Annotated in this window: 22 protein-coding genes and 2 pseudogenes; 11 read left to right on the top strand and 13 right to left on the bottom strand. The window is 67.9% G+C overall.

Annotation, left to right across the window (positions count from 1 at the left end; all coding sequences use genetic code 11):
- Positions 1-26 precede the first annotated feature (26 nt).
- From AB0M82_RS37280 to AB0M82_RS37265, 4 genes are all read right to left on the bottom strand, one after another.
- Positions 27-449, bottom strand: coding sequence for a hypothetical protein (locus AB0M82_RS37280; RefSeq protein ID WP_364732480.1), 423 nt, complete (start codon positions 447-449; stop codon positions 27-29).
- A 338-nt stretch (positions 450-787) separates the two neighbouring features.
- Complete coding sequence (locus tag AB0M82_RS37275; protein ID WP_364732477.1) at positions 788-1078, bottom strand: hypothetical protein; 291 nt, start codon at positions 1076-1078, stop codon at positions 788-790.
- A 142-nt stretch (positions 1079-1220) separates the two neighbouring features.
- Positions 1221-3056, bottom strand: coding sequence for a helix-turn-helix domain-containing protein (locus AB0M82_RS37270; protein ID WP_364732474.1), 1836 nt, complete (start codon positions 3054-3056; stop codon positions 1221-1223).
- Complete coding sequence (locus AB0M82_RS37265) at positions 3043-3198, bottom strand: hypothetical protein (RefSeq protein ID WP_364732471.1); 156 nt, start codon at positions 3196-3198, stop codon at positions 3043-3045. The genes AB0M82_RS37270 and AB0M82_RS37265 overlap by 14 nt, the downstream gene beginning before the upstream one ends.
- A 93-nt stretch (positions 3199-3291) precedes the next feature.
- Between AB0M82_RS37265 and AB0M82_RS37260 the strand changes: the two genes are divergently transcribed.
- From AB0M82_RS37260 to AB0M82_RS37240, 5 genes are all read left to right on the top strand, one after another.
- Complete coding sequence (locus tag AB0M82_RS37260; RefSeq protein WP_364732468.1) at positions 3292-4032, top strand: NUDIX domain-containing protein; 741 nt, start codon at positions 3292-3294, stop codon at positions 4030-4032.
- 5 nt (positions 4033-4037) lie between these two features.
- Positions 4038-5198, top strand: coding sequence for a 5'-methylthioadenosine/S-adenosylhomocysteine nucleosidase (locus AB0M82_RS37255; protein ID WP_364732465.1), 1161 nt, complete (start codon positions 4038-4040; stop codon positions 5196-5198).
- Positions 5199-5208: 10 nt separating this feature from the next.
- The gene (fxsT, locus tag AB0M82_RS37250) at positions 5209-8892 is read left to right on the top strand and encodes an FxSxx-COOH system tetratricopeptide repeat protein (RefSeq protein ID WP_364732462.1); all 3684 of its coding nucleotides are present in this window, start codon (positions 5209-5211) and stop codon (positions 8890-8892) included.
- A gap of 1249 nt (positions 8893-10141) precedes the next feature.
- A complete protein-coding gene (locus AB0M82_RS37245; RefSeq protein WP_364732459.1) occupies positions 10142-10321 on the top strand; it encodes a hypothetical protein in 180 nt (59 codons plus the stop codon).
- The gene (locus AB0M82_RS37240) at positions 10318-10449 is read left to right on the top strand and encodes a hypothetical protein (protein ID WP_364732457.1); all 132 of its coding nucleotides are present in this window, start codon (positions 10318-10320) and stop codon (positions 10447-10449) included. The genes AB0M82_RS37245 and AB0M82_RS37240 overlap by 4 nt, the downstream gene beginning before the upstream one ends.
- Positions 10450-10757: 308 nt before the next feature.
- On the opposite strand, the gene AB0M82_RS37235 is transcribed toward AB0M82_RS37240, so the two are convergent.
- The 3 genes from AB0M82_RS37235 to AB0M82_RS37225 form a co-directional block, all read right to left on the bottom strand.
- Positions 10758-11168 carry a hypothetical protein gene (locus AB0M82_RS37235; protein ID WP_364732455.1) on the bottom strand — a complete coding sequence of 137 codons (411 nt, stop codon included), beginning with the start codon at positions 11166-11168 and terminating at the stop codon, positions 10758-10760.
- Positions 11169-11204: 36 nt separating this feature from the next.
- A complete protein-coding gene (locus tag AB0M82_RS37230) occupies positions 11205-12218 on the bottom strand; it encodes a hypothetical protein (protein WP_364732453.1) in 1014 nt (337 codons plus the stop codon).
- Between the two features lie 129 nt (positions 12219-12347).
- Complete coding sequence (locus AB0M82_RS37225) at positions 12348-12938, bottom strand: hypothetical protein (protein ID WP_364732450.1); 591 nt, start codon at positions 12936-12938, stop codon at positions 12348-12350.
- A gap of 150 nt (positions 12939-13088) precedes the next feature.
- On the opposite strand from AB0M82_RS37225, the pseudogene AB0M82_RS37220 reads away from it, so the two are divergent.
- Positions 13089-13259 (top strand): annotated as a pseudogene (locus tag AB0M82_RS37220) (hypothetical protein); the annotation flags it as partial.
- A gap of 223 nt (positions 13260-13482) precedes the next feature.
- On the opposite strand, the gene AB0M82_RS37215 reads toward AB0M82_RS37220, so the two are convergent.
- Both AB0M82_RS37215 and AB0M82_RS37210 read right to left on the bottom strand, forming a co-directional pair.
- A complete protein-coding gene (locus AB0M82_RS37215; RefSeq protein ID WP_364732543.1) occupies positions 13483-13659 on the bottom strand; it encodes a hypothetical protein in 177 nt (58 codons plus the stop codon).
- Positions 13660-13763: 104 nt separating this feature from the next.
- Positions 13764-14702 (bottom strand): LysR family transcriptional regulator, encoded by a 939-nt coding sequence (locus tag AB0M82_RS37210; protein WP_364732447.1) that lies wholly within the window; start codon positions 14700-14702, stop codon positions 13764-13766.
- An 88-nt stretch (positions 14703-14790) separates the two neighbouring features.
- Here AB0M82_RS37210 and AB0M82_RS37205 point away from each other — a divergent pair, with 88 nt between their 5' ends.
- Genes AB0M82_RS37205 through AB0M82_RS37195 form a run of 3 tightly spaced genes read left to right on the top strand, consistent with a single transcriptional unit; the run spans position 14791 to position 17659 of the window.
- The gene (locus AB0M82_RS37205; RefSeq protein WP_364732445.1) at positions 14791-16074 is read left to right on the top strand and encodes a citrate:proton symporter; all 1284 of its coding nucleotides are present in this window, start codon (positions 14791-14793) and stop codon (positions 16072-16074) included.
- 15 nt (positions 16075-16089) lie between these two features.
- Positions 16090-17373 carry an acyclic terpene utilization AtuA family protein gene (locus AB0M82_RS37200; RefSeq protein ID WP_364732442.1) on the top strand — a complete coding sequence of 428 codons (1284 nt, stop codon included), beginning with the start codon at positions 16090-16092 and terminating at the stop codon, positions 17371-17373.
- The gene (locus AB0M82_RS37195) at positions 17360-17659 is read left to right on the top strand and encodes a hypothetical protein (RefSeq protein WP_364732439.1); all 300 of its coding nucleotides are present in this window, start codon (positions 17360-17362) and stop codon (positions 17657-17659) included. The genes AB0M82_RS37200 and AB0M82_RS37195 overlap by 14 nt, the downstream gene beginning before the upstream one ends.
- On the opposite strand, the gene AB0M82_RS37190 is transcribed toward AB0M82_RS37195, so the two are convergent.
- The 3 genes from AB0M82_RS37190 to AB0M82_RS37180 all read right to left on the bottom strand — a co-directional run bounded on the left by AB0M82_RS37190 (position 17633) and on the right by AB0M82_RS37180 (position 21898).
- On the bottom strand, positions 17633-19006 hold the full coding sequence (locus AB0M82_RS37190; RefSeq protein WP_364732436.1) for a phospholipase: 1374 nt from the start codon (positions 19004-19006) through the stop codon (positions 17633-17635). The genes AB0M82_RS37195 and AB0M82_RS37190 overlap by 27 nt on opposite strands.
- Positions 19007-19214: 208 nt before the next feature.
- Positions 19215-20108, bottom strand: a complete 894-nt coding sequence (locus AB0M82_RS37185; RefSeq protein WP_364732434.1) for a hypothetical protein — start codon at positions 20106-20108, stop codon at positions 19215-19217.
- Positions 20109-21118: 1010 nt separating this feature from the next.
- The gene (locus tag AB0M82_RS37180) at positions 21119-21898 is read right to left on the bottom strand and encodes a hypothetical protein (protein WP_364732431.1); all 780 of its coding nucleotides are present in this window, start codon (positions 21896-21898) and stop codon (positions 21119-21121) included.
- Between the two features lie 251 nt (positions 21899-22149).
- On the opposite strand from AB0M82_RS37180, the gene AB0M82_RS37175 reads away from it, so the two are divergent.
- Positions 22150-22797 carry an IS630 family transposase gene (locus tag AB0M82_RS37175; RefSeq protein WP_364732429.1) on the top strand — a complete coding sequence of 216 codons (648 nt, stop codon included), beginning with the start codon at positions 22150-22152 and terminating at the stop codon, positions 22795-22797.
- Between the two features lie 392 nt (positions 22798-23189).
- Here the strand turns inward: AB0M82_RS37175 and AB0M82_RS37170 are convergent.
- Positions 23190-23489, bottom strand: a pseudogene (locus AB0M82_RS37170) (IS701 family transposase); the annotation flags it as partial.
- Between the two features lie 50 nt (positions 23490-23539).
- Between AB0M82_RS37170 and AB0M82_RS37165 the strand changes: the two are divergent.
- Positions 23540-24235: a class I SAM-dependent methyltransferase gene (locus tag AB0M82_RS37165; protein ID WP_364732426.1), complete on the top strand. Its 696-nt coding sequence runs from the start codon at positions 23540-23542 to the stop codon at positions 24233-24235.
- Positions 24236-24819 lie beyond the last annotated feature (584 nt).

The following is a 24819-nucleotide window of genomic DNA, read 5'->3' as shown; positions in this document are numbered from 1 at the left end:
GCGTCCCGGACGGCGTCGGCGCCGCGTCAGGTCTCCCTCCCAGTACCCGGGAACCGCACGGTCCGCGGTGTCCTGCTGGTTCGCCGGTCTACGACGACCAGCCGGACAGCTACCACCAAGCAGGTCGTGGTCAGCACGAGCAGGAGCACCAGGGCCGGGTTGACCCATGCCGGGACCAGGTCATAGGTGGCATTGCACTTGTTGCGCAGAGGGAAAACACGCGAAGGCTCTCGCCAATGGACGGAGCGGTAGGCCCCATCGTAAGTGACGCCGGCCGCGCGGCAGGACTCTTCCGGGTCCATCGACGGACCCGCGAAGGCGCCGATGAACCACGTGACGGCGGCGGCGGCGACGCAGAACCCGGCTGTTCCGACGAACCAGCCGGGGGTTCTCCATCGGCCGGTGAACAGCGGCCTGACCCACAGCCGCAGCACGAACAGGACAGGCACGGCGATCAGGACAGAGCACGCGATGACGCCCACTTCGATGAAATCCCCTTTCGTGCAGGAGTTGAGGCAGACTCGTCGAGCGACCACGTCGCCTGAACGCAGTCTGCTGTCCGCCGGCGCATGCGGTCAAAGACAGAAATTGGATCTGCGTTTGGTGCGACACCACCAGTAAGCCGACCGCCAGAGCGGTGCCCGCCAGGAAGCGCGACAGGACGGCGATTCCCGCGTCGGCGACTACGGCAGCGTGAAGCAGTATGCCAGGGCTGAGCCGTAGGTGTCGGCGGAGTGGTCGGCGTCGGCCGAGGGTCGCACAGTGGATACCGCCAGCCCAACCACCGTCACCCGTGACGCCAGTACCGCAGAGCGTGGGTTTCCCACTCTCGACATGGTCCCGTAGCGGACCCGCCAGAGTTGCCAGACGTCCGCACCAACAGCTTCGACACGTGCGGGGTCTCGGAAAGCGGGTAGACGGCGGAGTTGTTCTCCTCCGCCCGCCGGTACTCGCCGTCGACCCACTCGATGGTGCCGTCGGGGTGGATCGCGGTGATCATCGCGACGTCCGCCGAGGTCGGCAGCAGCCACCACGCCCCCGCGCCCACGACCACCGCCGCCCAGATCCAACGCTTCATTCCCTGCTCCTCGATCGGTGATCACCATCTTGACGCCGTGACCGGCACCGGGGTTGCGTGCGGATCGTGGACAACGTGGGAGCAGGCGGCTTCGGCGGCCTGCAGCAGCGTTATGTGGGTTTGGCAGTTGGGGCTCTCTGAGTCAGCGCTTTCGGGTGCAGCAAGTCTTCGCTGGGATGTCTGGTGCGGCGTGCGCTTCGCTGGGATTTGCCGAGATCGGCTTCCGTTCGAGGATCTGTCCGATCTTGGCGGCCGCGAGGTGTGGCTCGTCGGAGTGTTTCCCGGCCGCAGCGATGTCGAGTGGCAGACTGCAGGGTTTCGTCGGGCCGCGGACCAGCACGAGCGCTGGGATGATCAGCAGGGCTACAAGTACCATGACGATTCCTCGTCTGTGGCGAGTTACTTGCGGTTCTGTCTCGCGGTCGCGGTCGGCGGCGCTGGCGTCGAGGTAGGACCGCTCTTGGGCGTTGGGGTTTCCCCGTTCTCGGGCCCAGTCTCGGATGATGGTGAGCTGGGTGCCGCGGAGGAGCAGGCTGGGATCGCGACCGTGTCGGCGCCATGTCGCCACCGCGTTGGTGAGTTCGCGGTGGATACGTTGCCCTTCGCGGTCATCGCCCAGCCATGCGGTCAGGCGTGGCCATACTCCGATCAGTGCGTTGTGCGCGAGTTCGAGAACGCGTGCGTCCCGGACGAGCAAACGGGCTCGGACGAACTTTTCGACGACGTCGGTGACGGCCGGGGTGTCGTCGAGCTCGTCGAGGTTGACCGTGCGTGCGGTGCCGGCCATGCCCTCGCCGGGTTCGGTGAGCCGCTGGAACAGGTCGCGGGCGACGTCCTGCTCGTGGTCGTCGAGGGCGGCGAACACTTCCTCCGCCGCTCGTGCCTGGAGGCCGTCGAGTTCTCCGCTGGCCTGGAATGCGGCGAGGGTGAGGTTGTTGCCGCTGCGGTGCCGCCATGTTTCGAGAAGAGCCTGTGAGAGCCACGGCAAGGAGCCTGCCTGGCCATGGGTGCTCACGATGACGGCGGTGAGCAGTGGCGTTTCGATCGTGCATCGAGCTCGGATCGCCGGTCGGGTGACCGCCTGGCGCAGTTCGTCAATGGTCATCGGATCGACCGCGACCCGGGTGTGCTGAAGAATTTCGGCCAGTTCGGGGTACTCGGCACTGCGGGCCTCGAAGTCGGCTCGTATGCCGAGCACGACGCGGATGTTGCCGGCCGCCGCTGAGGCGGCGGTCACCAGCATGGCGATGAAGCGTGATCGTTCGTGGTCGTGCCGACACATGGTGAACAAGTCTTCGAACTGGTCGACGATCACGACAGCCTCGTCCGCCGCGGGGTGCGAGGTGATCAGGTTCTCGATCTGCTGGTGCAGGTCTTCGGGGGTGACCTCCGGTCCGCATTGCGCGGCGCCGGCGGAGTGATCGCCGAGCGTCGCGAGCTGTCGAGCGCATGCCTGCAGCGGGTGGGTGCCCGGGGTGAACGTGATGATGATTCCGGTCAACTTCGGGGTGAGGCCGGCGCGAAGGACCGAAGTCTTGCCGGAGCCTGATGGGCCGATCACGGCCGCGAATCGATGGGTCGCGATGCGGCTGAGCAGGGTGTCGACGAGCTGTTCGCGTCCGAAGAAGTGGTCGGCATCCTCGGTGTCATATGCGCGGAGCCCTATGTAGGGTGCGGCGCAACCGTCGGTGTCGTCGCCAGGAGCCGCAGCGTTCAGTTCGGCCACGACCGAGCGCCATCGATGTTCCCATTCGCTGGGATCCCCGCCGCAGGCCCGCACATACGCGAGTGTCACCGCGAGACTGGGCAGCCGTCGCCCGCTGGCGGCGTCGGACAACGTGGTGGCCGAGAAGTACGCGCGCTGTGCCAATTCACGGTACGACGGGCTGCCCGCCGCTGCCCGGAGTTTGCGCAGGTCGACGGCGAAGGTGCTCAGTGCGGACCCGTCCAGCTCAAGTGGCTTCTCAGCGCGCGGCAAGGCTGACCACGCCCTCGGTGCCTGCGGTGGGGTCCGCAGTGGCCGGCCAGGCGGAGCCGAGGCAGAGGCCGCCGACCAGCCCGGTGAGGAGCAGGGCCGCGGCGAGTTTGAGAGCGAGCGAGATCGGCAGGTGCATCCGCATCGTGACCCCTTTTCGTCGGTTCGACATTAAGTGTCTTCAAGTTAGGGCCGGAGCCGACTTGGTGTCAAGGTGACGAGAAGCTAGGCTGCCGATGTGGCACAAAACCTGAAGCAGCGCCCGCAGGTGGCGCTCGCCGTCGACCTCGCGATCCTCACCGTGCGTGACAGCAAGCTCCAAATCCTGCTTGTCGAGAGAGCCAACGAGCCGTATCGCGGGCAACTGGCGCTGCCCGGTGGGTTCATCGACACCGCGGACGAGGATCTCGACACCGCCGCGGCCAGGGAGCTGGCGGAGGAGACCGGCCTGGCCGCCGAGCGGCTGCACCTCGAGCAGCTACGCGCCTATGGCTCGCCAGGCCGTGATCCCCGGGGCCGGGTGGTGACCGTGTGTTATCTGGCGTTGATGCCCGATCTGCCGATTCCCGTCGCGGGCGGCGACGCACGCGCCGCACGCTGGGAACCGGTTGACGCCGTTCTCGCCGATGGCGACCGACTGGCCTTCGACCACCGGGTACTCATCGCTGACGCGGTCGAGCGTGCCCAGGGCAAGCTGGAGAACACGACCCTCGGCGTGGCCTTCTGCCCTCCGGAGTTCACCATCAGCGAGCTGCGCCGGGTCTACGAGATCGTCTGGAGGCAGGAACTCGACCCCCGCAACTTCCACCGCAAAGCCACCAGCGTGGACGGTTTCCTCGAACCCACCGGGCGCCGAACCACCCGAGGCGGACGGCCGGCCGCGCTGTATCGGCGCGGACCGGCGAGAGTCCTGCACCCACCGCTACTGCGCGGGCACAATCACAGTGACCCAGGACAAGATAAGGGGGACGGCCGGTGACGAGGATGTCCGAGCCCACGATCGTGGTGCTGACCGCGCTGGAAGTGGAATACGCGGCCGTTCGCACGCTGCTGAGCGAGCCCCGGCTCACCACGCACCCGGCGGGTACCCTGTTCGAGGTGGGACGGCTCCCCGGCGGTCGCGGATCGATCGTGCTCGCGCTCACCGGCCCGGGGAACCAGGCCGCCGCCATACTCACCGAACGCGCCGTGAGCACCTTCGCCCCCGACGCGTTGCTGTTCGTCGGAGTCGCCGGGGCACTCCACGACGACCTCCAACCTGGGGACGTCGTGGTCGCGACCAAGGTTTACAGCTACCACGGCGGCAAAGACCAGGACAGCGGCTTTCTGGCCCGCCCGCAAGCGTGGGAAGCACCGCACGCACTCGACCAGCTCGCCCGCCATGTCGCCAGGCGAGACTCGTGGACGGCACTGCTGCGATCGGCTCCCGAACGACGACCACACGTGCATTTCAAACCGATCGCCGCCGGCGAGGTCGTCCTCAACTCCCGCACCACCCCGCTCGCCACACAATTGCGCACGACCTACAACGACGCCGCCGCCATCGAGATGGAAAGCGCCGGGGTCGCCAAAGCAGGCCACCTCAACCACAGCCGCCCGGTCCTTGCCATCCGAGGCATCAGCGACAAAGCAGACGGTCACAAACACGCCGCCGACAACGCGGGCTGGCAACCCATCGCCGCGGCACACGCGGCAGCGTTCGCGCTCGCCCTGGCTCCTGAAATTCCCTTAGCCAACCGGCCATCGTCGACTCGAGGAGAGGTGGAAACGGTGATCGAAGCCCTGGACCTGGTCGTGACCGCGTTGACCGCGGGCGCCGTCGCAGGCGCGAAAGACACCGCGAGCGCAGCCGTCAAAGACGCCTACGCAAGCCTGAAAACCGCGACCTCCAAAGCAGTGCGCCGATCGCACGCCACCGCGGACGCCGGCACGGTGCTGGAGGCACCCGGCGACCATCGCGACGTACTCGCCTCCGCACTCACCGATGCCACCACCGGCACCGCACTCGTCGACGCCGCCCGCAAGGTGCTGGCATTGGTCGATCCGCACGGCACCGAGACCGGCAAGTACGTTCTCGACGTGCACGACAACAAAGGCGTGCAGGTCGGCGACGGCAACACGATGACCCTCAACTTCAACGACTAGCCCCGTACCCATGGCGCAGCTACCCGAACACCCTCGTCCGCCCCTACACGCCAATGTCCGCGACAACATCGGCGTGCAGATCGGCGACGGCAACATCCTCAACGTCGTTACACCCCACACGCCGGTCACCTGGCCGGTCCGCATCGGCGTTCCACCGCCGCTAGCCGACTGTTTCCAACCCCGCGACGCGGAAGACCAGATGCGGCGACTCCTCGCGGCAGGCGGCACCGCCGAGCACGCGTCAGCCGAGCATGCACTGGTGCTGTCCGGCCTCGGCGGCGTCGGCAAAACCCAGCTCGCCGCCCACTTCGCGCACGCCGCGTGGCGCGACGACGCGCTCGACCTCATCGTGTGGATCACCGCAGTGAACCGCGACGCGATTGTTTCCAGTTACGCAAGCATCGCGGTGGCCGTACTACGCGACACCAACCCCACGATCGGACAGCAACCGCCCGAGCAAGCCGCCGGCAGCCTGCTCGCGTGGCTCGGTGCCACACCCAGACGATGGCTTATCCTCCTCGACGACGTACAAGAACCCAGAGACCTCAACGGTCTCTGGCCACCGCACACCGACTCCGGCCAGCTGGTGGTGACCACCCGCCGCCGCGACACTTCCCTGATCCGAGGTGACCGGCAACTGCTTGATGTCGGAGTGTTCGACGAAGACGAGTCCGTGGCCTACCTGTCGGTCAAACTGCCTTCGCACGCCACAGCCGCCTCCAGAGAAGCGGGGCTCCGCCGGTTGGCGACGGAGCTAGGACATTTGCCGCTCGCCTTGGCGCAAGCGGCAGCGTTCATCGCCGACAAGCCGCTGCTGACCGTCGAAACCTACCTCGACCGCCTGGCTGACCGCCGCAAAACCCTCACCCAGGTACTCCCGACACCCGACACCCTGCCCGACGAGCATCAAGCAACTGTCGCCGCCACCTGGTCCCTGTCCGTCGAGCGCGCCGACACTCTCCACCCGCAAGGCATGGCCCGGCCACTGCTGGAGATCATCAGCCTGCTCGACCCGGCGGGTATCCCGGCGAGAGTGTTCACCTCCACCGACACGATCCGCGGCTATCTGGCCGGCATCGGAAATCTAGAGATCGACGCCGACACTATCGGCGACGCACTGAGCTGCTTGCACCGCCTCAACCTCATCTCTCTTGATCCATCACAATCCGCCCGTACCGTCCAAACCCACGCACTCGTCCAACGCGCGACCCGCGACACCATCAATCCTGAGAGAATCACCGAACTCGGACGAACCGCCGCAGACGCCCTCCAAGAGGCATGGCCGAGGTTCGACGTCAACGACGACGTCGCTCAAGCATTCCGGTCGTCGACCGCCGTTCTCTACGGCAACGTGCAAACCGCACTATGGCAACCGGGCTGTCATCCAGTGCTCCGCATGGCAGGAGAGTCGATGGGCAGCGCCGAACTACTGGACGCGACTGTCGCGTACTTCCAAAGTCTGCTCGACCACTCGCTAACTCACCTTGGTTCAGACCACCCGCACACGTTCCAACGCCGCAACGACCTGGCCTACTGGCGAAGCAGGAAGGGTAATATTACGGTAGCCGTTGCCGAGTTCAAACAATTGCTGATCGATCAGTCTCGCGCTCTGGGGCACGATCATCCGGATACTTTGGAAACACGTAGTATCCGGGCATCCCTGATCGGTCTTGCGGGCAACTTTGCTGGGGCCATCGCCGAGTACGAGAACCTGCTGGCTGACAGATCGCGGGTTCTTGGCCCCGAAGACCGCAGAACCCTGCTCGCACGCTCTTCTTTGGCAGAGTGGCGAGGCATTGCGGGCAATGTTGATGGGGCCATTGCCGAATATAAGCAACTGCTACACGATCAATTGAGGATATTGGGTCCGGACGATCCCGATATCACCAAAACCCGCCTTGCCTTGACATCGTGGCATGCTGCGACAGATGATGTTGAGGAAGCGGAATCTGAGCTAGTCCAAGTGCTGGCCGATCTCGAGCGGGCGTTGGGCCCAGGTCATCCCGATGTCCTAAAGGCGCGCAGTAGTCCGGCGCCATCGCTTGATGAGGCGGATGTCGACGCGGATTACGTCGCCGAATACGAGCAGCTGCTGGCCAGCCGGTCGCGAGTATTCGGCCCGGATCATCCCAAAACTCTGCGCACGCGCTGGAAGCTGGCTGATCTGCGTGGTGATTCGGGTGATATCCCGACGGCTGTTGTCGAATTGGAACAAGTAGTCGCTGATCAGTCGCGAGTGTTGAGCCCGGATCACCCCGATGTGTTAAAAACGCGCATCACCCTGGCGTTCTGGCGCGGCGAGACGGGTGCCGCCGCAGACGCCGTCGCCGAGTACGAGAAACTGGTCGACGACTGCTCGCGAGTATTCGGCCCGGATCATCCCGAAACCATGCTCATGCGCTACGCACTGGCGGGCTGGCGCGGTAAGGCGGGTGACGTCGCTGGTGCTGTTGCCGAGTACGAAGGGTTGGTGGCCGACCAGTCGCGGGTGTTGGGTTCGGATCATCTGGACACTTTTCGTACGCGTAGGAACTTGGCGTTTTGGCGTGGTGCTGCGGGTGATTTCGCTGGTGCTGTTGCCGAGTTCGAACGGTTACTGGCCGACCAGTTACAGATTCTCGGTTCAGATCATCTGGACACTTTTCGTACGCGTAGGAACTTGGTGTCCTGGCGTGGTAAGGCGGGCGATGCCGCTGGTGCCGTTGCCGAGTTCGAACGGTTACTGGCCGACCAGTTGCAGATTCTCGGTTCAGATCATGATGACACTTTTCTCGTGCGTGACGTTTTGGCGTTTTGGCGTGATAAGGCGGGTGATGCTGCGGGTGCTGTTGCCGAGTATGAAAGGTTGGTCGCCGACCAGTCGCGGGTGTTGGGTTCGGATCATCCCGACACACTGCGCGCGCGGAGAAACTTGGCGCATGAGCGTCGCCGGTCAGGTGACGTCGTGAGAGTTCTTGTCGAGTTCGAGCAGTTGGTGGCCGACGAGTCGCGGGTGTTGGGTTCGGATCATCTGGACACTTTTCGTACGCGTAGGAACTTGGCGTCCTGGCGTGGTAAGGCGGGTGATGCTGCGGGTGCTGTTGCCGAGTTCGAAGGGTTGGTGGCCGACCAGTCGCGAGTTCTCGGTCCCTATGATCGAGCCACCCTTTCCACTCGCGACGATCTGGCGTACTGGCGTGGCGCTGCGGGTGATGTCGCAGGCGCCGTTGCCGAGTACGAGCAATTGGTGGACGATCAATCGCGCGTATTCGGTCCTGATCATCTTGGTGTCTTGGAGGCACGCAGATACCTTGCGTACTGGCGTGGTAAGGCGGGTGATGCCGCGGGTGCTGTTGCTGAGTTTGAAGGGTTGGTGGCCGACCAGTCGCGGGTGTTGGGTTCGGATCATCTGGACACTTTTCGTACGCGTAGGAACTTGGCGTCCTGGCGTGGTAAGGCGGGTGATGTCGCAGGTGCCGTTGCCGAGTACGAGCAATTACTGGCCGACCAGTTGCAGATTCTCGGTTCAGATCATGATGACACTTTTCTCGCGCGTGACAATTTGGCATTTTGGCGTGGTAAGGCGGGTGACACTGCAGGTGCCGTTGCCGAGTACGAGCAATTGCTGGCCGACCAGTCCCGGACTCTCGGTCCCGATCATGCTGATGTTTTGAGCTTGCGTCAAAGCCTGGTGCACTGGCAACGTGACCTGTAAGGTATCGCCTTCGATGACATGTGGATCTTGCCTTACCTGCGACTGCCGTGCGACCACCGAGACCCCGTCGACGATCGTGGTCATCGCATTCTCTGGCTCTCACGCAAGCGGGATACGCATTCAGAGTCCAGCCGAAGCAGGGTGGGTGGCTGGGTGTATGCCCACATCAGCGGCTCGATCCCGATGGCGCCCTGCGAGTGAAGTTGGCCGGCGAACCAGACGGAGCCGGCCTGGAGCGGCAGAGTCGATGCCACGGAGATCGCGAGGCCACCGGCCCAAGCGTGAAGGGCCTGGCCGCGGCGGGACGCCAGTAGGAGGCCCGCCAGTCCGGCCGCCAGCGTGATCCAGTTCTTCACAGCGCCCCGTGTTGTCAATCGTCACACACGTCCACGGAGCCGAGCCGAGGGGCATGGCCACCACCGTCCACGGCATGCTCAGGCCGACCACCGCGGCTTGGGCGCGCAGCCAGGGTGCGGCTTGTGGCGTCGGAGCCTCGTGGTGGAACCCGGCGTACAGGCAGGCCACCGTGACCCACAGGGGCAGATCGACCGTGATCGGCGGCCACAGGGCGGTGGGTCCGATCACGGCGTTCGTCAGGCCGATCAGGGTGGGCGCGACCGCTGCGGCGGCGGTGATCTTGGCCCAGGTGCGGTGTCCGCGTACGAGCAGCACCAATGTCGTCGCCGAGCACAGCAGCATGGTTGTTTCGCCGACGGTTGCCGGTCTGGAAGGTCGTCGTGCGGATGGAGCAGCGCTGTCACGAGCACGTTGACCAACGTGGCTCCGGCCAGGGCGGGACTGTGCCAGCAGCCCCAGCATGGCAGCCAGGCGGACGGAGCGGCCGAGGATCAGCACACGGGGCGGGGTGGCGGTGGCGGCCAGCCAGGTCCGTCTCGCCAGCGCGGCGGTTGCCCAGGCTTCCGGCCGGCCAGCCGTGCTTGGACGGCGCGGCCCAGCCCGCGGACATCCGGCGGGCCACGGTCACCAGCTTCGACCACGACGGCGGCAAGTGGCTGCGGATCAGGCTGGCGGCGACCGAGCTCGCCTCCGTCTCCGCAATAGCCTCGCGGTTGTACGGAAAAGTCAAGATCGCGCAGCACTCGGGGAGTGAGAACAAGTCGCAGCGTGCGAAGTGTTCATGGCTCTCCCCGATGGCGAACAACGCCAGGCTCCGTCCCGCTCGGCTGTCAGGGACTTCCCGGAGGGGCGTGGAACTCGCACGACTCAGACGGCCAGAGCCAGGCTCAGCTTGTCCAGCGCACCGAGACGTTGGACAGTTCGCGCGCGCAGCAGCAAGTTCCGTGATGGCCCGTCGCCGATGCCCGTTGACTGCCGCCTTGCTCAGGCCGAGTACCGCGCCGAGCTGTTTGTCGGTGATCTCCAGGCGCTGTTCGCCGAAATAGCGGGCGACGAGGATTTCACCGCGTGATCGTTGCCGACTTGGAGCAGGTGCTCGCCGACATGGTGCGGGTATTCAACGATCCCGGCCATCCCGTGCTTGTCGGCACCGGTGAAGCCTTGGCTCAATGGCGGGCTCTGTCATCCCGCCAGCCGTGATTGCCAGGCAGAATCGCACTCCTGAAGGCAAGGCTCACATCTCGTCGAGCAGTCAGCAGAAACACTTCGAACAACGGCATGCGTCCGTCGGTGGGCCGGACAGGGTCGTGCTTCGACAACGCGTCGTCAACACGGAGATTCATGCCAACGGGAGATCCGTGGCCGATTCCGCGAAACCCCAACGACGAACAGGGCCGCACCGTCTGGTCGCCACTGCTGGCGGCCAGACGGTGGCGGTCGGGACTGAAACTGTGTCCGCACTGGCCCTGGTGATCCGCCAAGCCGATCGGATCATTGCCGGAGAGTGGTCACGGGCGCTTGAACTCTCCGCAGACGGTGAGCGTGACATCGCTGAGGCAGATGCGGATGGAGGCGGGAGTTCCGGGGACGCCGATCGCGGCGTTCCCGGAAATGGCGACGTGGCACGACGTCGAAGTGGCGTTGGGTCCCTCTGTCGCACCGTCGGCGGTGTAACCGGTCATGAACACCCGCACGCACGAACTGGTCTTCAAGGTGTAGTCGACACCGATGGTGCGCTGGTACCAGGCCAGGGTTCCTTTCATTTGGCTCGTGTCGGTGTGGAGTTCGAAGGGGGTGGTGGGATACGCCGCGACTGCGGATGGTGCCGCGGAGATGAGCGTGCCCGGGATAGCCGCGGCGAGGACCACTGCGGCTTTGACGCGCCGGCGTTTGGTCGGGCGGGTGTGGAGTTTGCGCATAATGGGTATTCACCTGTTTCTGTGCTGATGGAAGGGTCAGTACGGCAGGACGTACGCGTGGCTCATGTCGGAGGCGTGCGTGGTTGCCGATCCTTGCGAGTCGGTGAGCCCGAGGGCCGTGCCCTGGATGCCGGCGGTCTCACCACCCAGCCACTCGACCTTGACGTAGGCGTTGAACCGGGGGATGCAGCCCGGTGCCGTGCTCACGGTGAAGTCCGCTTTGTTGAGGGGCACGTACTTGTGGTGCACCCAGTACGCCACGTCTTGGGTGACCTGGGCGCTGCTGTCGGTCTTGCAGAGTGTGCCGTCCGACTTCCACTGGTTGACGAAGAGCGTGAACTTCACCTGCGTCGCTTTGGTCTTGTCGCATGGCGTGCTCGGCGAGCAGACCGCCAGTTCGGCATCGCCGACGACGTTGAGGCCCTGCACGGTCGCGGGGAGGGTGAAGTAGTCGAGCGCGGGCAGCCGCACCACCGGGGAGTCGGCGTTGATGCTGTGCGTCCCCGGGCTCACACTGGATTGCACCGGTTGCCCGTCGGTGGCGTTGGTGACCGCGGTGTCGGCGAACATGAGGTACCCGCTGACCAGCCGGTAGGTGGCGTCGTCGGTCGGGCTGAGCGAGTTGCCCCGTACGTTCGCGGTGCAGGTGACCGTGCCGGCGACGCCGGGGTGGACGAGGAAGCGGGTGTAGAGCGTCACGTCCTGCGACGGGGAGCCCGAGTTCCTGTCGTACACGTTCTGCCCGGTCACCATGTTCTTGCTCCAGCCGCCCGGACCCCGGCAGACGACCTCGTTGTCGAAGAGGCTGCGGATGGTGGCGTCGTTGACCCGCATCTTCGAGACCACGTACGCGGTCTGCGTGGCGGTCATGTTCAGCGAGATGGTGCCCACCGGGGTGACGCTGTGCACGACGCCCGTTTCCGGGAGCTTGGGCACCGAGATCGTTTGCGGGGTGAACGCGACGGATGTCGCCGCCTGTGCGGGCGTGGCGACGAGCAGACAGGCGATCAGTGCGAGCACCGCCGTCACGCCAAGGGAACGGATGTTCATGTCGGACCTCCTCATCGGAACTTTCCTGCTACGGACCCGGCCGATGCGCCGGCAGCGCACCGCCGTGTGGGTCCGGTCGTCGAGTTGCCCGGACCCACACGCCGGATTCGGCGTCGTTGAGCGGTGGGTCTAGTGCAGACCGTTGACGCAGGCGCTCACGCCGCGGTAGCAGGTCTGTCCTGCGAGGTAGGTCTGGTTTTCGTCGGTCATGTAGACCCAGATGTTGTCGGCCCCGCCGACCACGTTCGCGTCGAGGGGGAGGGATGCCGGCCCAGACCTGTTGCACCAGGTGCTGGAGCTCACGAAGTCCAGTGAGGTGCTGCCGGCGAACGCCCGCGCGTAGATCCGCCGGCAGTTGCTGGCTTTGAACGCTCCGTCGACGCCGACCGACCGGTTGTAAAAGGTGGCCGTGCCCTTGTAGTAGCTCGCCCCGTAGACAATCGAGAAGGTGCTGGTGGGGTAGTCGGCGACGGTGGCGGTGGCGGGTGCCGCCGCGAAGACCATCCCGGCGACCGACGCGACCGCGGCCACGGCGGCGCCGACCTTGATCGTGCGGCTCTTCGCCATCCTTTCCGTGCCGGGGGCGGTGCCGGCGTTCCTCGGCGCCGCCTGCGCTGGAGCGGCGAGCGGAGTCGGAGCGGTCACTGTCGTAGCGGCGCTACGCACGGCGCCTGTGCTTGTGAACCAACGCATGATTTCCCGCTTTCCGTTGAGATCCATGCCAGGTGGTCTGGCGGGTGGCTCGGCCGTCTGGCTCGAGGTGCAGCTCCTGGTTGTAGTGCCATCGGGTTGTCCGGCGCCGGGCGCTGGACGCCGGACAAACAACGTCCGGACAATGGGCAACCGACTCGGGGAGAGGTTGGGGAAGTCATGCCACATGCTGAGAGGCCGTGGGAACAGGATGGTGCCGTTCTCCCGGAATTTGCCTCTGACCTGCGACAACTGCGCGAGAGTGCAGGGAGTCCGTCGTACCGGGAGCTGGCGCGGCGTGCCCATTTCTCATCGACGACGCTGTCCGACGCCGCCGGTAGTCGGCGGTTGCCCAGCTTGGCGGTGACGCTGGCGTACGTGGCGGCCTGCGGTGGCGACCGAAACGAGTGGGGACCCCGTTGGCACGCTGTCGCCGCCGATCTCAACGACGATCGTCTTGAGCAAGACGACGATGTCGCCGTCGATGTGCCCTACGTCGGGTTGGCTGCCTACGGCACAGCGGACGCCGAGCGGTTCTTCGGCCGTGAACGGCGCTCGCTGGCCGGCTCGGTCGTCAGAGGGCCGCGCCCGCGGAGGCCTCGGCCGGAAGCCGCAGCCACCAGTTCGCGCGGGCACGGACGACGGGGGCGTGTGCCCTCAGGAGCCGTAGCCCGTCGCGGTCGCCGTTCATCCCCACCGCGTAGAGCGCGGCTCGCTGGGTGCTCCCGCCGGTCGGTTGTGCGGTGCGCACGTGGTGCTGGAGACGCCCGGGCCCGGTACCTCCTGGATCGCCGGCGGCCCCCCGGAACGGCGTAGCCGCTGCGCGAAGTCGGGGCAGTGGAGCCATTCCGCCGTTCACGACGGCAACCAGGACGTCTCCTGGGGCAGGTCGATGCCGGAGCGGCTCGCGTCGGTGATGGCGGTCCGGAAGGCGACGACCGCGGGCGCCAGCGGCCGGTGGGGAACGCTGACGACGGCGATGCTGCGTTCGGTGCGGGGGGCGCCGAGTGGACGGTGTTCGAGTTCGGCGAACGTCATGAGTGGCAGGACAAGTCCCGGTACGGCGGTCACGCCGAGCCCGGCGGCGACGAGGCCGGCGACCGCGCTGATGTTGCGGGCCTCGATGGCGTTGCGCGGGCGGGCGCCTGCCTCGGTGAAGGCCCGGTCGAGGTGCTGGCGGATGCTCGTGGTGCGGTCGAAGGCGATGAACGCCTCGGCCGTGAGGTCGGTCCAGGTGACCTCCGCGACCTCGGTGAAGCGGTGGCCTTTCGGGAACACACAGCAGAACCGGTCGGTGGCGACGGGGGTGACCAGCAGGTCGTCGATGGGGTCGGTGGTCGCGGACACGACGGTCACGGCCAGGTCGACCTCACCGGCGCGGACACGACCGAGCACCTCGGTGGCCAGGGCGTCCTCAATGGACAGGACGACGCCGGGGTGGTCGCGGTGGTAGGTGGACACGATGGTCGGCAGCAGGATCGCGGCCAGGGAAGGCAGGGTCGCCACGCGGACCCGGCCGCGCTGGCCGTCGAGGAAGCCGGCGAAGTGGCGCAGGTTCGCGTCGAACGACGCAACCGTGACGCGGGCGATCGCGACGAACTCGCGGCCTTCGGTGGTCAGTTCGAGCCGTCTGGTCGTGCGTTCGAAGATCGCCACCCCCAGGCGCCGCTCGACTTCGAGCACGGTCCTGGACAGTGACGACTGTGCCTGCAGCAGCACCTCCGCCGCCGAGGTGAAGCTGCCGGCGTCGTGCACGGCGAGCACGACGCGGAGCTGCTGCACTGTCAGGTCCATGCGCACGGCTCATCAATCTATCGAATATTGATGCTTGCCGCGATAGGTGACGGCTGGGGAAGGTGAGCACACTTCAAGGAGGTCAAGGATGCTCGCCGCGAGTGGCTTTGTCACGATCGCGCTGTTCCTGGTTGCGGTGCTGTCCCGCCGGGTCTCGGTGCTCATCGCGTTGACCGCGCTGCCGGTCCTCGTCGCGGTGCTCACCGGGCACGGCGGCGCCCTCGGCAAGCTGGTCGGAGGCGGCCTCCTCAAGGTCGCCCCGGTCGCGATCATGATCACGTTCGCGGTGCTGTACTTCAGCCTGATGATCGACGCCGGGCTGTTCGACCCGGCCGTCGCGCGGGTGCTGCGGTGGGCGAAGGGCGACCCGCTGAAGATCACCGTCGGCACCGCGGTCCTGACGCTTCTGGTCGCGCTCGACGGCGACGGCGCGTCGACGTTCCTGATCACCGCGTCGGCGCTGGTGCCGATCTACGAACGGCTCGGCATGCGGCGGCTCGTCCTCGCCGGCGTGGTCTGTCTCGGCGCCGGCGTGATGAACATGGTCCCGTGGGGCGGCCCGACCGCGCGGGCCATGGCGGCGCTGCACCTGACCGCGGGCGAGGTCTTCGTGCCGGCGATCCCGGCGATGGTCGCGGGTATCTTGTGGGTGCTGGTCGCGGCGTTCCTCATCGGACGGTCGGAACGCAAGCGGCTCGGTGTCATCGAACTGGACGAGGTCGTGCCCGCCCCGGAGCCGCGCGTCGGGTGGGCCCGCGTCCGGTTCTGGTTCAACGTGGTCCTGACCCTCGCGCTGATCGTGGTGCTGCTCGCCCAGTGGTTCCCGCTCGAGGTCGTGTTCGTGGTCGCGTTCGTCATCGCGGTGATCGTGAACCGGCCGAAGTGGGAGCAGCAGCAGGAGCTGTTCGCCAAGCACGGCACCAACGTCGTGCTGGTCACGACGATGATCTTCGCCGCGGGCGTGTTCACCGGGATCCTCGGCGGCACCGGCATGATCGGGGCGATGGCGAAGTGGCTCGTCGGCATCATCCCGCACGGCGCGGGCGGTGCGCTGCCGGTGATCGTGGCCGTCACGGGCATGCCGCTGTCGCTGGTGTTCACTCCGGATGCCTACTACTTCGGTGTGCTGCCAGTGCTGGCGGAGACCTCGGCCGCCTTCGGCGGCAGTGCGGCCGAGGTCGGGACGGCGGCCATCCTCGGGCAGATGACCACGGGGTTCCCGCTCAGCCCGTTGACCGCGTCCACGTTCATCCTGGTCGGCATGAGCGGCGTCGACCTGGGCGACCATCAGCGGTTCATCTTCAAATGGGCGTTCGGCACGACGCTGGTCATGACCGTCGTCGCGTTCGTGACCGGCGCCATCTCGTTCTAGCCGGGGAGAGATCGCTTGTCTACCACCAGGATCGGCAGCGGGGCCGGGTTCTCCGGCGACCGGATCGAGCCGGCGGAGGACCTCCTGCGCCGGGGAGACCTGGCCGACATCGTGCTGGAGTGCCTCGGCGAGCGGACGGTCGCGCTCGCGCAGCAACGCAGGCTGTCCGACCCGTCACTCGGCTACGAACGGCGGTTGCCGGCCCGGTTCGCCCGGCTGCTGCCGCCGGCCCTGGCCAACGGCGTGCGGATCGTGACGAACATGGGCGCGGCCAACCCGCTCGCGGCGGGCCAGGTCACCCGGGACCTGCTGGACGCGCAGGGGCTCGGTGGCCGGGTCGCGGTCGTCACCGGCGACGACGTGCTCGCCGACCTGGACCTGGACGCCCCGGCGTGGGAGACCGGGAAGCCGCTGCGCGAGCACGGCGAGATCGTGTCGGCGAACGCGTACCTGGGTGCCGACGCCCTGCTCCCCGCACTGTCCGCCGACGTGGTGATCACCGGCCGCGTGGCGGACCCCTCGCTGTTCGTCGCGCCGCTCGCCGGCCGCCTCGGCTGGGACGTCGACGACCTGCCGAGGATCGCCGCGGGCACGGTCGTCGGGCACCTCCTCGAATGCGCGGGACAGCTGACCGGAGGCTACTTCGCCGACCCCGGCTTCCAGGACGTGCCGGACCTGCACGCGTTGGGATTCCCCTTCGCGGACGTCGAGCCGGACGGCACCGCCCTGCTCGGGAAGCTCCCCGGCACCGGTGGCCTGCTGTCCCGCGCGACCGTGCGAGAACAGTTGCTCTACGAGATCACCGACCCGGCCGCCTACCTGACCCCGGACGTGACGCTGGACGTGCGCGGTGTGTCGGTCACCGAGACCGGCGCCGGCACGGTGCGCGTGGCGGGCGCGCGCGGAACCCCGCGACCCGGATCGCTCAAGGTGAGCGTCGGCTACCGGGCGGGGTCCAAAGTGGAGGCGGAGATCTCCTATGCCGGCCCGAACGCCGCCCGCCGCGCCGCGCTCGCCGCCGAGGTCGTCACCACCCGGCTGGCCGGGGTGCCACTGCGTGCCGAAGTACTCGGCGGCGAGACCGACTGCCGGTTGCGGGTGGCCGCGATCAGCCACGACCAGGACGTTCTCGAACGCGTCGGCGACGAGGTGGAGTCCCTGTACACCAACGGTCCCGCCGGCGGCGGGGGAGTTCGCGTGCACGTCAACGAGGTGATCGGAATCGTCTCGGCCCTCATCCCGCGCGACGCCGTCCGCCCGGCCGTGACGTTCCTGGAGGCACCCGATGCTGCTGCATGAGCTGGCTCACTGCCGCGCGGGCGACAAGGGCAACGTGGCGACCCTGTCGGTGTTCCCGCGCGACGACGGCGACTACCAGCTGTTGGTGCGGACCCTCACGGCGGACCGGGTCCGGGCCCACCTCGCCGAGTACGTCGCGGGTGAGGTCGTCCGCCACGAGCTGCCCGGCCTGTGCGCGCTGCACTTCGTCTGCCACCAGGTCGTCGACGGCGGCGTCACCACGTCGCTGGCGCTGGACACCCACGGCAAGTCTCTCAGCTCACGCCTGCTCTCGCTGGAGGTCTGACCGGGCCCCCCGGCGTGACTGGGCGAACAGCCAGTCGATGACGACGTCGTTCTCGTAGGTCTGGCCCCACGCGAAGTGCGGGCTGGGCGCCGTCGTCCCCGCTGTGTAGCTCGTGAACAGCACGTGACTGCCGGCGGCGCGGGCCTCGCGCAGCAGTGCGCGCGAGCGGGCCTCGAACTCGGCCTTGGGCAGGTTGTTGGCCCATTCGCCGCGGGTCACCTTGGTACCGGTGGCTTCCAGGGCGTTCATCAGCGTCCAGGTACCGGGTTTGCCGAACCGGCCCTCCCGGTAGGGCACCACCGGGTCGTCGATCGAATGGTCCGCCCACAGCGGAACGCGCGTGATCTTGTCCATGGCCGACACCTCGCCCCAGCCGGACGTGGGCAGGGCGGCGGCGAACTTGCCGGGGTACTTCGGCAGCAGGTTGTAGATCCCGCGGCCGCCGGAGGACAGGCCGACGAGGTAGATCCGGTCGGGGTCGACGGGTTCGCGGGCCGCGAAGGTGTCGATGAGCTCGACGGTCGCCGCGTTGACCCGGGCGTCGGTCCAGTCGGTGCCGTCCGGGCCGTCCATCGGGCGGGGGAGCGGGACCTGGGGCGCGAGGACGAACGCCGGGTTCGTGTGTTGCCGTTCCGGTTTCGCGAACGTGACCGCGATCCGGTTGCCGGTCAGCTGGGTCATGTCGTTGTCGGCGACCTCGCCACCGCCGTGCAGGGTGACGACGAGGGGGAGGCGGCTGTTTCCCGTTGCCGGTCGGTAGAGCCGGAATCTCAGCTCGAACCCGGTCGAGTCGACGAACGAGCCCGCGGTGAAGCCGTCGACGACCGGGTTGAGCACGCCGTCGTTGCGGACTGCGAACGGGGTCGCCGGGAGGACGACCGCACCGCCGCGGGTTTTCAGGTCCTCGACCTGCCGGATCGCGTACGCCCGGTCGAGCGGGAGCGGGTCGGTGCCCGAGGCGCGCGCGTTGGGATCCGCTGGATCCAGCTCGATGATCACGTACTTGCCCGGCCGGCTCCGCTCGGCCACCTCGGGCGCGGTGTTCGTGTAGGCCCGGGTGACCGTCCGGGGCACCCTCTGGCCGCCGACCGTGGCGATGACCTCGAACGCGGACGGCGCGATCGCGGCGCCCCGCAGGTCGACGGGATCGGCGTACCGGACGGCGACCGCGGTGACCCGCCAGTTGTCGCGCGGTGTCACCGTGGTGATGAGGTCGGCGCCCACGACCGGATCCTGCCCGGCTCTCCCCGGCGGGCTCGCCGCGGCCGGCGAACCCGTGCTCACGATCTGGGCCGTGACCGCACCGGCGGCCAGTGCGAGTGCGCCCCGCCTCGAAATCCCGGTCATGCTTACCTCATCTCCTCGTTGAGCGACGGTCCCACCGACGAGTCTGGTGGCGGGCGACGACCGCGGTCCAACACCGGCATCCGATCAATCGATGCGGTACACGCATGGACGGCGTCTATCCGCATACCGCATGAACCCTGTGACAACGGCATTGGACGAGATCGCGCGGCGCGACCAGGACTCCGCCTTGTTCAAGGGGAGCGTTCATTTATGTGCGTTCTTCTCTGCCAGACCCAATTCCGATCGGCGGCGATGTCGGCACGAATCCCGCCGTCGTCGCGATCTTCCGGCCCGATGGCGAACGTCGGAATTCACGCTGGAGCACTGTGCCGTCCGGCGGCCTGCCCGTGTCCGCCGCTGACGTTCGAAGCTCGCGCAGTCCCACGGCCCTCAGCCCGGTGGGTTCGGTGAAGACCGCGAGCCTCGAGGTGACCGCCAGCTCGTCGCCGGCAATTGCGTCGCCGTACCGGTACCGGTCGCTCGCCGTCCGCGTCAGCTGCCACAGGGACTTGCCGGTGCGCAGGTCCATCGCCACGACGGTTGCGCACGGCTGGCCGTCGGCCGCCCACCCGACCAGGCCGACGCCGTCCTCGACGTCCCGGCTCATCGTGCACAGTGCCTCGCGACCCGGGACCTCCGTCGTCCAGGCGGTCCCCGTGGTGGTGTAGCCGATCAGCCGGTCGGCACGGGCCCGCACCACGAGGTCACCGTCGACCCAGCTGCCCACACCCGTCACGCCGGAAGGCCGGTCGAGCGGGGCGGACCACCGCACCTCCAGGAACCGTCCGCGCAGTCCGTCGTAGACCAGCGCACCCGGCCAGACACCGGCCAGGACCCCGACGACGGCGGTGATCGCGCTCCAGCGGCGGCGCCGTGGCAGGGCACGCCGCTTCTCGAGGGCGCTGTCCATGAATGCCAGTCCGCCCAGCCCCGCGAAGGTGCACCCGAAGGCGAGTAACAGCACCGCGGTCAGCCCCTGCGGGCACGGCCGGCTGGACCGGCCGCAGTTGCCGCCCGCCTCACTGCCCAGCGCGGTCCACCCGAGCACGTGGAGCATGATCCCGATGCCCAGCACCGCCGCGGCAAGCACGAAACCCGCCATCAGGACAGGCGCGGGCTTCCTCGGGGGAGGCGGACTCGGCGTCTCGGAGGAGGGTTGTGCCGCGGACACGGGTCGCCGGCGGAGGTGCGGTCTGCGTCTGCGGCGTCGCCGGTTGGCCTTGTTCACGGTGACCCTCCGCTCCGGACCTCAACGAAGGCGGGACGATACCAAGATCGGCGACCTGGGCGGTGCACGGGACCGCGAACCGGCAAGTAGTCTCCGGACCAGGCGATCCGTCGACCGGCTGGAGGCGGTACCGATGCGCGGTTCGTGCTCCGGCTGGCCGTCGTCCAGCCGCTCGCAACCGCCCTGCTGAGCGGCGACCCACTAACTGGGACGTCGTGGGGATCTTCATCGGAGATGGAGGACGATGCAGGCGAGGGTGGTCTCGGAAGTACGCCGACACCGCCTGATCCCGGCCGCCTGGCCGGGATCAGGCGGCAGGAACGGCAACCAGGGATCGCTCGTGGTCGTCACTGGGCCTATCAGCGGGACGGCCAACATTGCCAGGCCCGCGGCGGCTCCTCGTCGTCGATCTTGGGCGGGGACCGTAACCGAGGTGTGCCGGGTCGCCGAGTTGACCTGGGTGAACCGGCTAGGCGCGGGTACTCGTGCCGGTGTGCGTGGCTTCGTCCTTAGGCAGAAGTGAACGGTGTCACCAGCTCGGAGGTCTGGAACATCCCCCGTTCGGCCATCCGCATCCGCAGATGCCGGGGTGGTCCCGCGTGAGGCCGTCGAACCGCAGCTGGCGGGGAGCGCCCACCAGCCGAGGGCGCCGGTCAGCACCGCGATCGTCAGCGGACCACGCCACGTTGGGCCGCGTCTGGCGTTGTCAACCCGGTGTGTGGCCAGCACGGCGCCGAGGTCGTCGAAAACTTCGGTCACCCAGTGGGCAAATCACCCCCGGATCCGGGCGCCCCTCGTGGTGGAAGGGACTTCGGTGGGTTTGCATCGGTGCCGTGGGCCCGGCACTGGTGACTGTCCGGTGTGGACCGTGCGAGCCCAGCGGCTCACGGCGTGACGTCGAAGCGGTCCAGCAGCATGTAGGTGCCGCTGCGCTTGACGGCCCGGATGGTGTGGTGGCCCGGCGACAGGCCGCAGGCGCTGAACACGCTCTGCTGGGCGTGCCGGGCCTGGCTCGTGGTGTCGACGGTGCGCTGGAAGACTTCGTCCAGGTAGATGTCCATCCGGCCCTCGTCGGAGTAAGTCTCGCTGAAGAGCGCGATGCCGGTCCCGGTGAAGGCGTAGCCGACCTGGCTGCCGTCCGCCATCGTGGCGTGCACGTCGTCGTGGAAGTCGCCCAGGCCGCGCTTGCCGGCGGCGTACCACGGTCCGCTGTAGACGATGCCGTTCGCCTCGTCGTTGAGGGTCGCCGTCTCGGCGGTCGGGCAGTGCGGGACGGGGGTGACCGGGGCAGCCGGCGGTGGCGGTGGTGGTGGGGCGACGCTCCGGCGGGTCGGCGAGTGTGTCGGCGTGGCTGGCGTGGCTGGCGTGACCGAGGTCGTGGGCGCGGCGGACTGAGCCGGGATGGCACTCGACGGCAGCGGGGTGGCCGGCTCGAGCGGCACCGACCACAACGCCGCCTCGTGCGGCGGCTGCGCCGGGCGGGACATCGTCGTCAGCATGGCGATGCCCGCCGCCACCACTGCCGCGCCCGCGACCACGACTGCCCAGCGGATCCGCGCGCCCGCGCGCCGTTGCGCGTCGGCCGCTTCCCAGGCCTGCCGTTCCAGCCGCGCGCGGCGTTCGTCCGGGTCGGCGTCCGCTTTCCGCGGCTGTCCGGGGATCACCGGCAGCTCGGCTGTCCCGTTCGGAGGGGCCCACCCCCGGCCTTCGGCAGCACCTCCTCGATGGTCAAGCCCGCTGCTGGCTCTTCGCCGGCCGGCACGCGCCATCGGTGAACCTCCGAACTCCCAGACGATCGAGCACTCCGGCTCGTGATGCCGAGATCCTAGTGCCTCGGCAAGGAACGTTGACGTGGTAACCGTGTCGCGTGGACATCCGGGCTGGTGATCGCGAGGCTGGCCGGTGGAGGTGAGCCATGGCACGTACGCCTGAGGTGTTCGCGCGGTCGTTGGAGCCGGAGGAGGCCCAGCGGCTGGTCAAGATCACGAGGTCGGCGAAGGACCGGGTGCGGCTGCGGCGGTCCGGGATCGTGCTGGCCTCGTCGCAGGGCCGGTCTGCGGGGGAGATCGCGGTGATGTTCGCGGCGACGGAGGGGTATGTGCGGGAGGTGATCCACGCGTTCAACGAGTCCGGGTTCGCGGCGTTGTCCCCAAAATGGAGGGGCGGCCGACCAGCTAAGTTCGGGCCGGCCGCCCGTAACCAGATCTGCCGCATCGCTGCCTGCAAACCCGCTGAGCTGGGGTTGCCGTTCACGACCTGGAGCCTGACCAAGCTGGTCGACTACCTCGCCGAACACGCCCGGATCCGGGCGAGTACCGAGACCGTCCGGCAGATCCTCCGGAAGGCGGGCGTGTCCTGGCAGGCGACGAAAACCTGGAAAGCCAGCAGAGACCCGGACTTCGTCGCCAAGAAGACCCGCATCCTCGACCTCTACGACCACCCGCCCACCGACGGGCGAGTGATCTGCGTCGACGAGTTCGGGCCCCTGAACCTGCAACCCCGCCCCGGCCGAGGCTGGTTCCCCCGCGGCCGCCCGGCCCGGGATCGCCGAACACGGTCTTGACGTCGTCGTAGCGGGTCGCCACCCACGCGTCCCCGCCGTGCGGCATCGTCACCCGGACGAGCGGCTTGTCCCGCCGCAGCCGTGCGTATTCGGGGTCGAGGTCGAGGCGTTCGGAGGTGAAGTCATTAGCGTGGAACGGGCAGCCCCGGCTGCCCCGTTCCGGCTCGGTCGTCGTCATCGGCGCGTCCCGTCACGGTCGAAGGGTGGGATCCCCGCCGAGCGTAGGTCGGCATTGACAATTCGGTTCCAGCCGCATGTCAGGCAAAACCAAAACTCCGACCGGCCGCAGGGGGTGGAGGTTCACCGATCCGGCCCGCGCCAAGGCCCTGGCCGTAGTCCGGCTCCAGTACTGCAACGGCAGTCAGGTGAATGGGTAGCCGCGGGCTCGAGCAGCGAGATCCGTAACAGACGTAGTAGGCGATCTCGGTCGGATCACTGATCGAGCGCCGCGCGAGCGGCCAGTGCCCGCGCCCGGCCCGCCAGCTGGTCCCGATCGGGATCCGGGCACAGTCGTACTCGCGGGGCCCGTGCGCTCCGGCCCCGACCGACAGCCGCCGCCACGCCCGGGCAGGTAAGTCCGCGATCAGCTCATCCGCCCTCGCCTCGGCACCGCCGGTGGTGGCCAGCAGGTCGTTGACCTTGGTGGCCGGCACATACGCGGCGTCATGCTCCTCCAACCACTCCCGCAGGTACACGTGGAAATTGGTTGGTTTGCCGGGGCGTGGCGTGGCAGCCTCGGCGCATGACCTGGGATGAGGCGTTCGCGGTCGGCTATGAGGAGTGGTCGGCGCACATGATCGAGGACGTCGCGTTCTACGTGGGCCTCGCGCGTGAGGCCGCCGGGCCGGTGGTCGAGTTGGCGGTGGGGAACGGCCGTGTCGCGATCCCGGTCGCGCTGGCGACTGGGCAGCCGGTAATCGGTCTTGACTCGTCTCCGGCGATGCTCGAACAGGCGCGTGCCCGCGCCGACACCGAGGGCGTGGAACTCGATCTGCGCGAGGCCGACATGCGCGACCTGCGCCTCGACGAGCCGGCGGAGTTGATCTATTGCCCGTTCCGTGCCTTGCTCCACTTGGCCACGTGGGCCGAACGCCGCCGCACATTCGAGCGCGTGGCCGCGTCGTTGCGGCCGGGCGGGCGGTTCGCCTGGAACGCGTTCGCTTTCGACCACCACATCGCCGCCCGCACCGACGGCGTGCGCCAGGACGAACGGCAACCGCACACGATCCGCTACTCGGTGGGCGACAACCGGATCGACATCATTCGCGACGATGGCGCCAGAAGCTCGCTGTGGTGGGCGACGAAGAACGAATGGCTCGGGCTGCTCGACGTCGCCGGCCTCGAACTGGAGGCGCTCTACGGAGGGTTCGCCGGCGAACCGTTCACCGAGAACAGCACGGAATATGTGTTCGTCGCCCGCCGCCCACTCATCCAGTGAGGGTTGCGGACACAGCGACAATGTCGGGCTCGATCCGATTCCCGACGCCGACCTCGACACCGCCGGAGCCGACGGGCAGCTGACCGAACGCGACTTCCTCCTGCTGCGCATCGAATGCCGCGAAGAACGCGACGACTGGCCGACGATCCCGCCGCGGGCCATCGGCCGGTCGCTGAACGCGGATGTCAGTGAGGCGAGACGAAGTCCGCCGCGAGGAGCGCCACCGTGGTCGTACTTTCGGGCGACTGGGCTGGCCGGTCTTTCCTACCTGCCCGATCCGCCGTCGCGGGTGCCGCGTGACGGGGCGCTGCTGGTGTGCTCGGGCGGCGGTGGTGCTCGAGGCCTGTTCCGGCGGGACCGTGGACCCACATCTTTCCGGCACGGCGTAGCCCCAGCGCCTGTCCGGCCTCGCCTTCCAGCAGCACCCGCTTCAACGCCGGTTCGGCGACGGCGAGGTCGGCGTAGCCCACCTGAGCGCCTCCGCGAGACGCAAGCAGTCGTCCGGGACGGCGGTCTCTCCACGTACGGGTGCATGCGGACGCCACCGAGGCCCCGGACCGGGCGCGGTGTCGTGGTTGACGGTC

Source organism: Amycolatopsis sp. NPDC051128, from assembly GCF_040682715.1.
Classification (GTDB): Bacteria; Actinomycetota; Actinomycetes; order Mycobacteriales; family Pseudonocardiaceae; genus Amycolatopsis.
This window is presented reverse-complemented; position numbering and strand designations above follow the sequence as displayed.

Bases quoted from the DNA above. Each gene is read 5' to 3' on its own strand.
- AB0M82_RS37235 (WP_364732455.1), bottom strand. From the start codon at position 11,168: ATGCGCAAACTCCACACCCGCCCGACCAAACGCCGGCGCGTCAAAGCC.
- AB0M82_RS37205 (WP_364732445.1), top strand. From the start codon at position 14,791: ATGCTCGCCGCGAGTGGCTTTGTCACGATCGCGCTGTTCCTGGTTGCG.
- AB0M82_RS37225 (WP_364732450.1), bottom strand. From the start codon at position 12,938: ATGGATCTCAACGGAAAGCGGGAAATCATGCGTTGGTTCACAAGCACA.
- AB0M82_RS37165 (WP_364732426.1), top strand. From the start codon at position 23,540: ATGACCTGGGATGAGGCGTTCGCGGTCGGCTATGAGGAGTGGTCGGCG.
- fxsT (WP_364732462.1), top strand. From the start codon at position 5,209: ATGGCGCAGCTACCCGAACACCCTCGTCCGCCCCTACACGCCAATGTC.
- AB0M82_RS37275 (WP_364732477.1), bottom strand. From the start codon at position 1,078: ATGAAGCGTTGGATCTGGGCGGCGGTGGTCGTGGGCGCGGGGGCGTGG.
- AB0M82_RS37185 (WP_364732434.1), bottom strand. From the start codon at position 20,108: ATGGCGGGTTTCGTGCTTGCCGCGGCGGTGCTGGGCATCGGGATCATG.
- AB0M82_RS37255 (WP_364732465.1), top strand. From the start codon at position 4,038: ATGTCCGAGCCCACGATCGTGGTGCTGACCGCGCTGGAAGTGGAATAC.
- AB0M82_RS37210 (WP_364732447.1), bottom strand. From the start codon at position 14,702: ATGGACCTGACAGTGCAGCAGCTCCGCGTCGTGCTCGCCGTGCACGAC.
- AB0M82_RS37190 (WP_364732436.1), bottom strand. From the start codon at position 19,006: ATGACCGGGATTTCGAGGCGGGGCGCACTCGCACTGGCCGCCGGTGCG.
- AB0M82_RS37195 (WP_364732439.1), top strand. From the start codon at position 17,360: ATGCTGCTGCATGAGCTGGCTCACTGCCGCGCGGGCGACAAGGGCAAC.
- AB0M82_RS37175 (WP_364732429.1), top strand. From the start codon at position 22,150: ATGGCACGTACGCCTGAGGTGTTCGCGCGGTCGTTGGAGCCGGAGGAG.
- AB0M82_RS37265 (WP_364732471.1), bottom strand. From the start codon at position 3,198: ATGCGGATGCACCTGCCGATCTCGCTCGCTCTCAAACTCGCCGCGGCC.
- AB0M82_RS37230 (WP_364732453.1), bottom strand. From the start codon at position 12,218: ATGAACATCCGTTCCCTTGGCGTGACGGCGGTGCTCGCACTGATCGCC.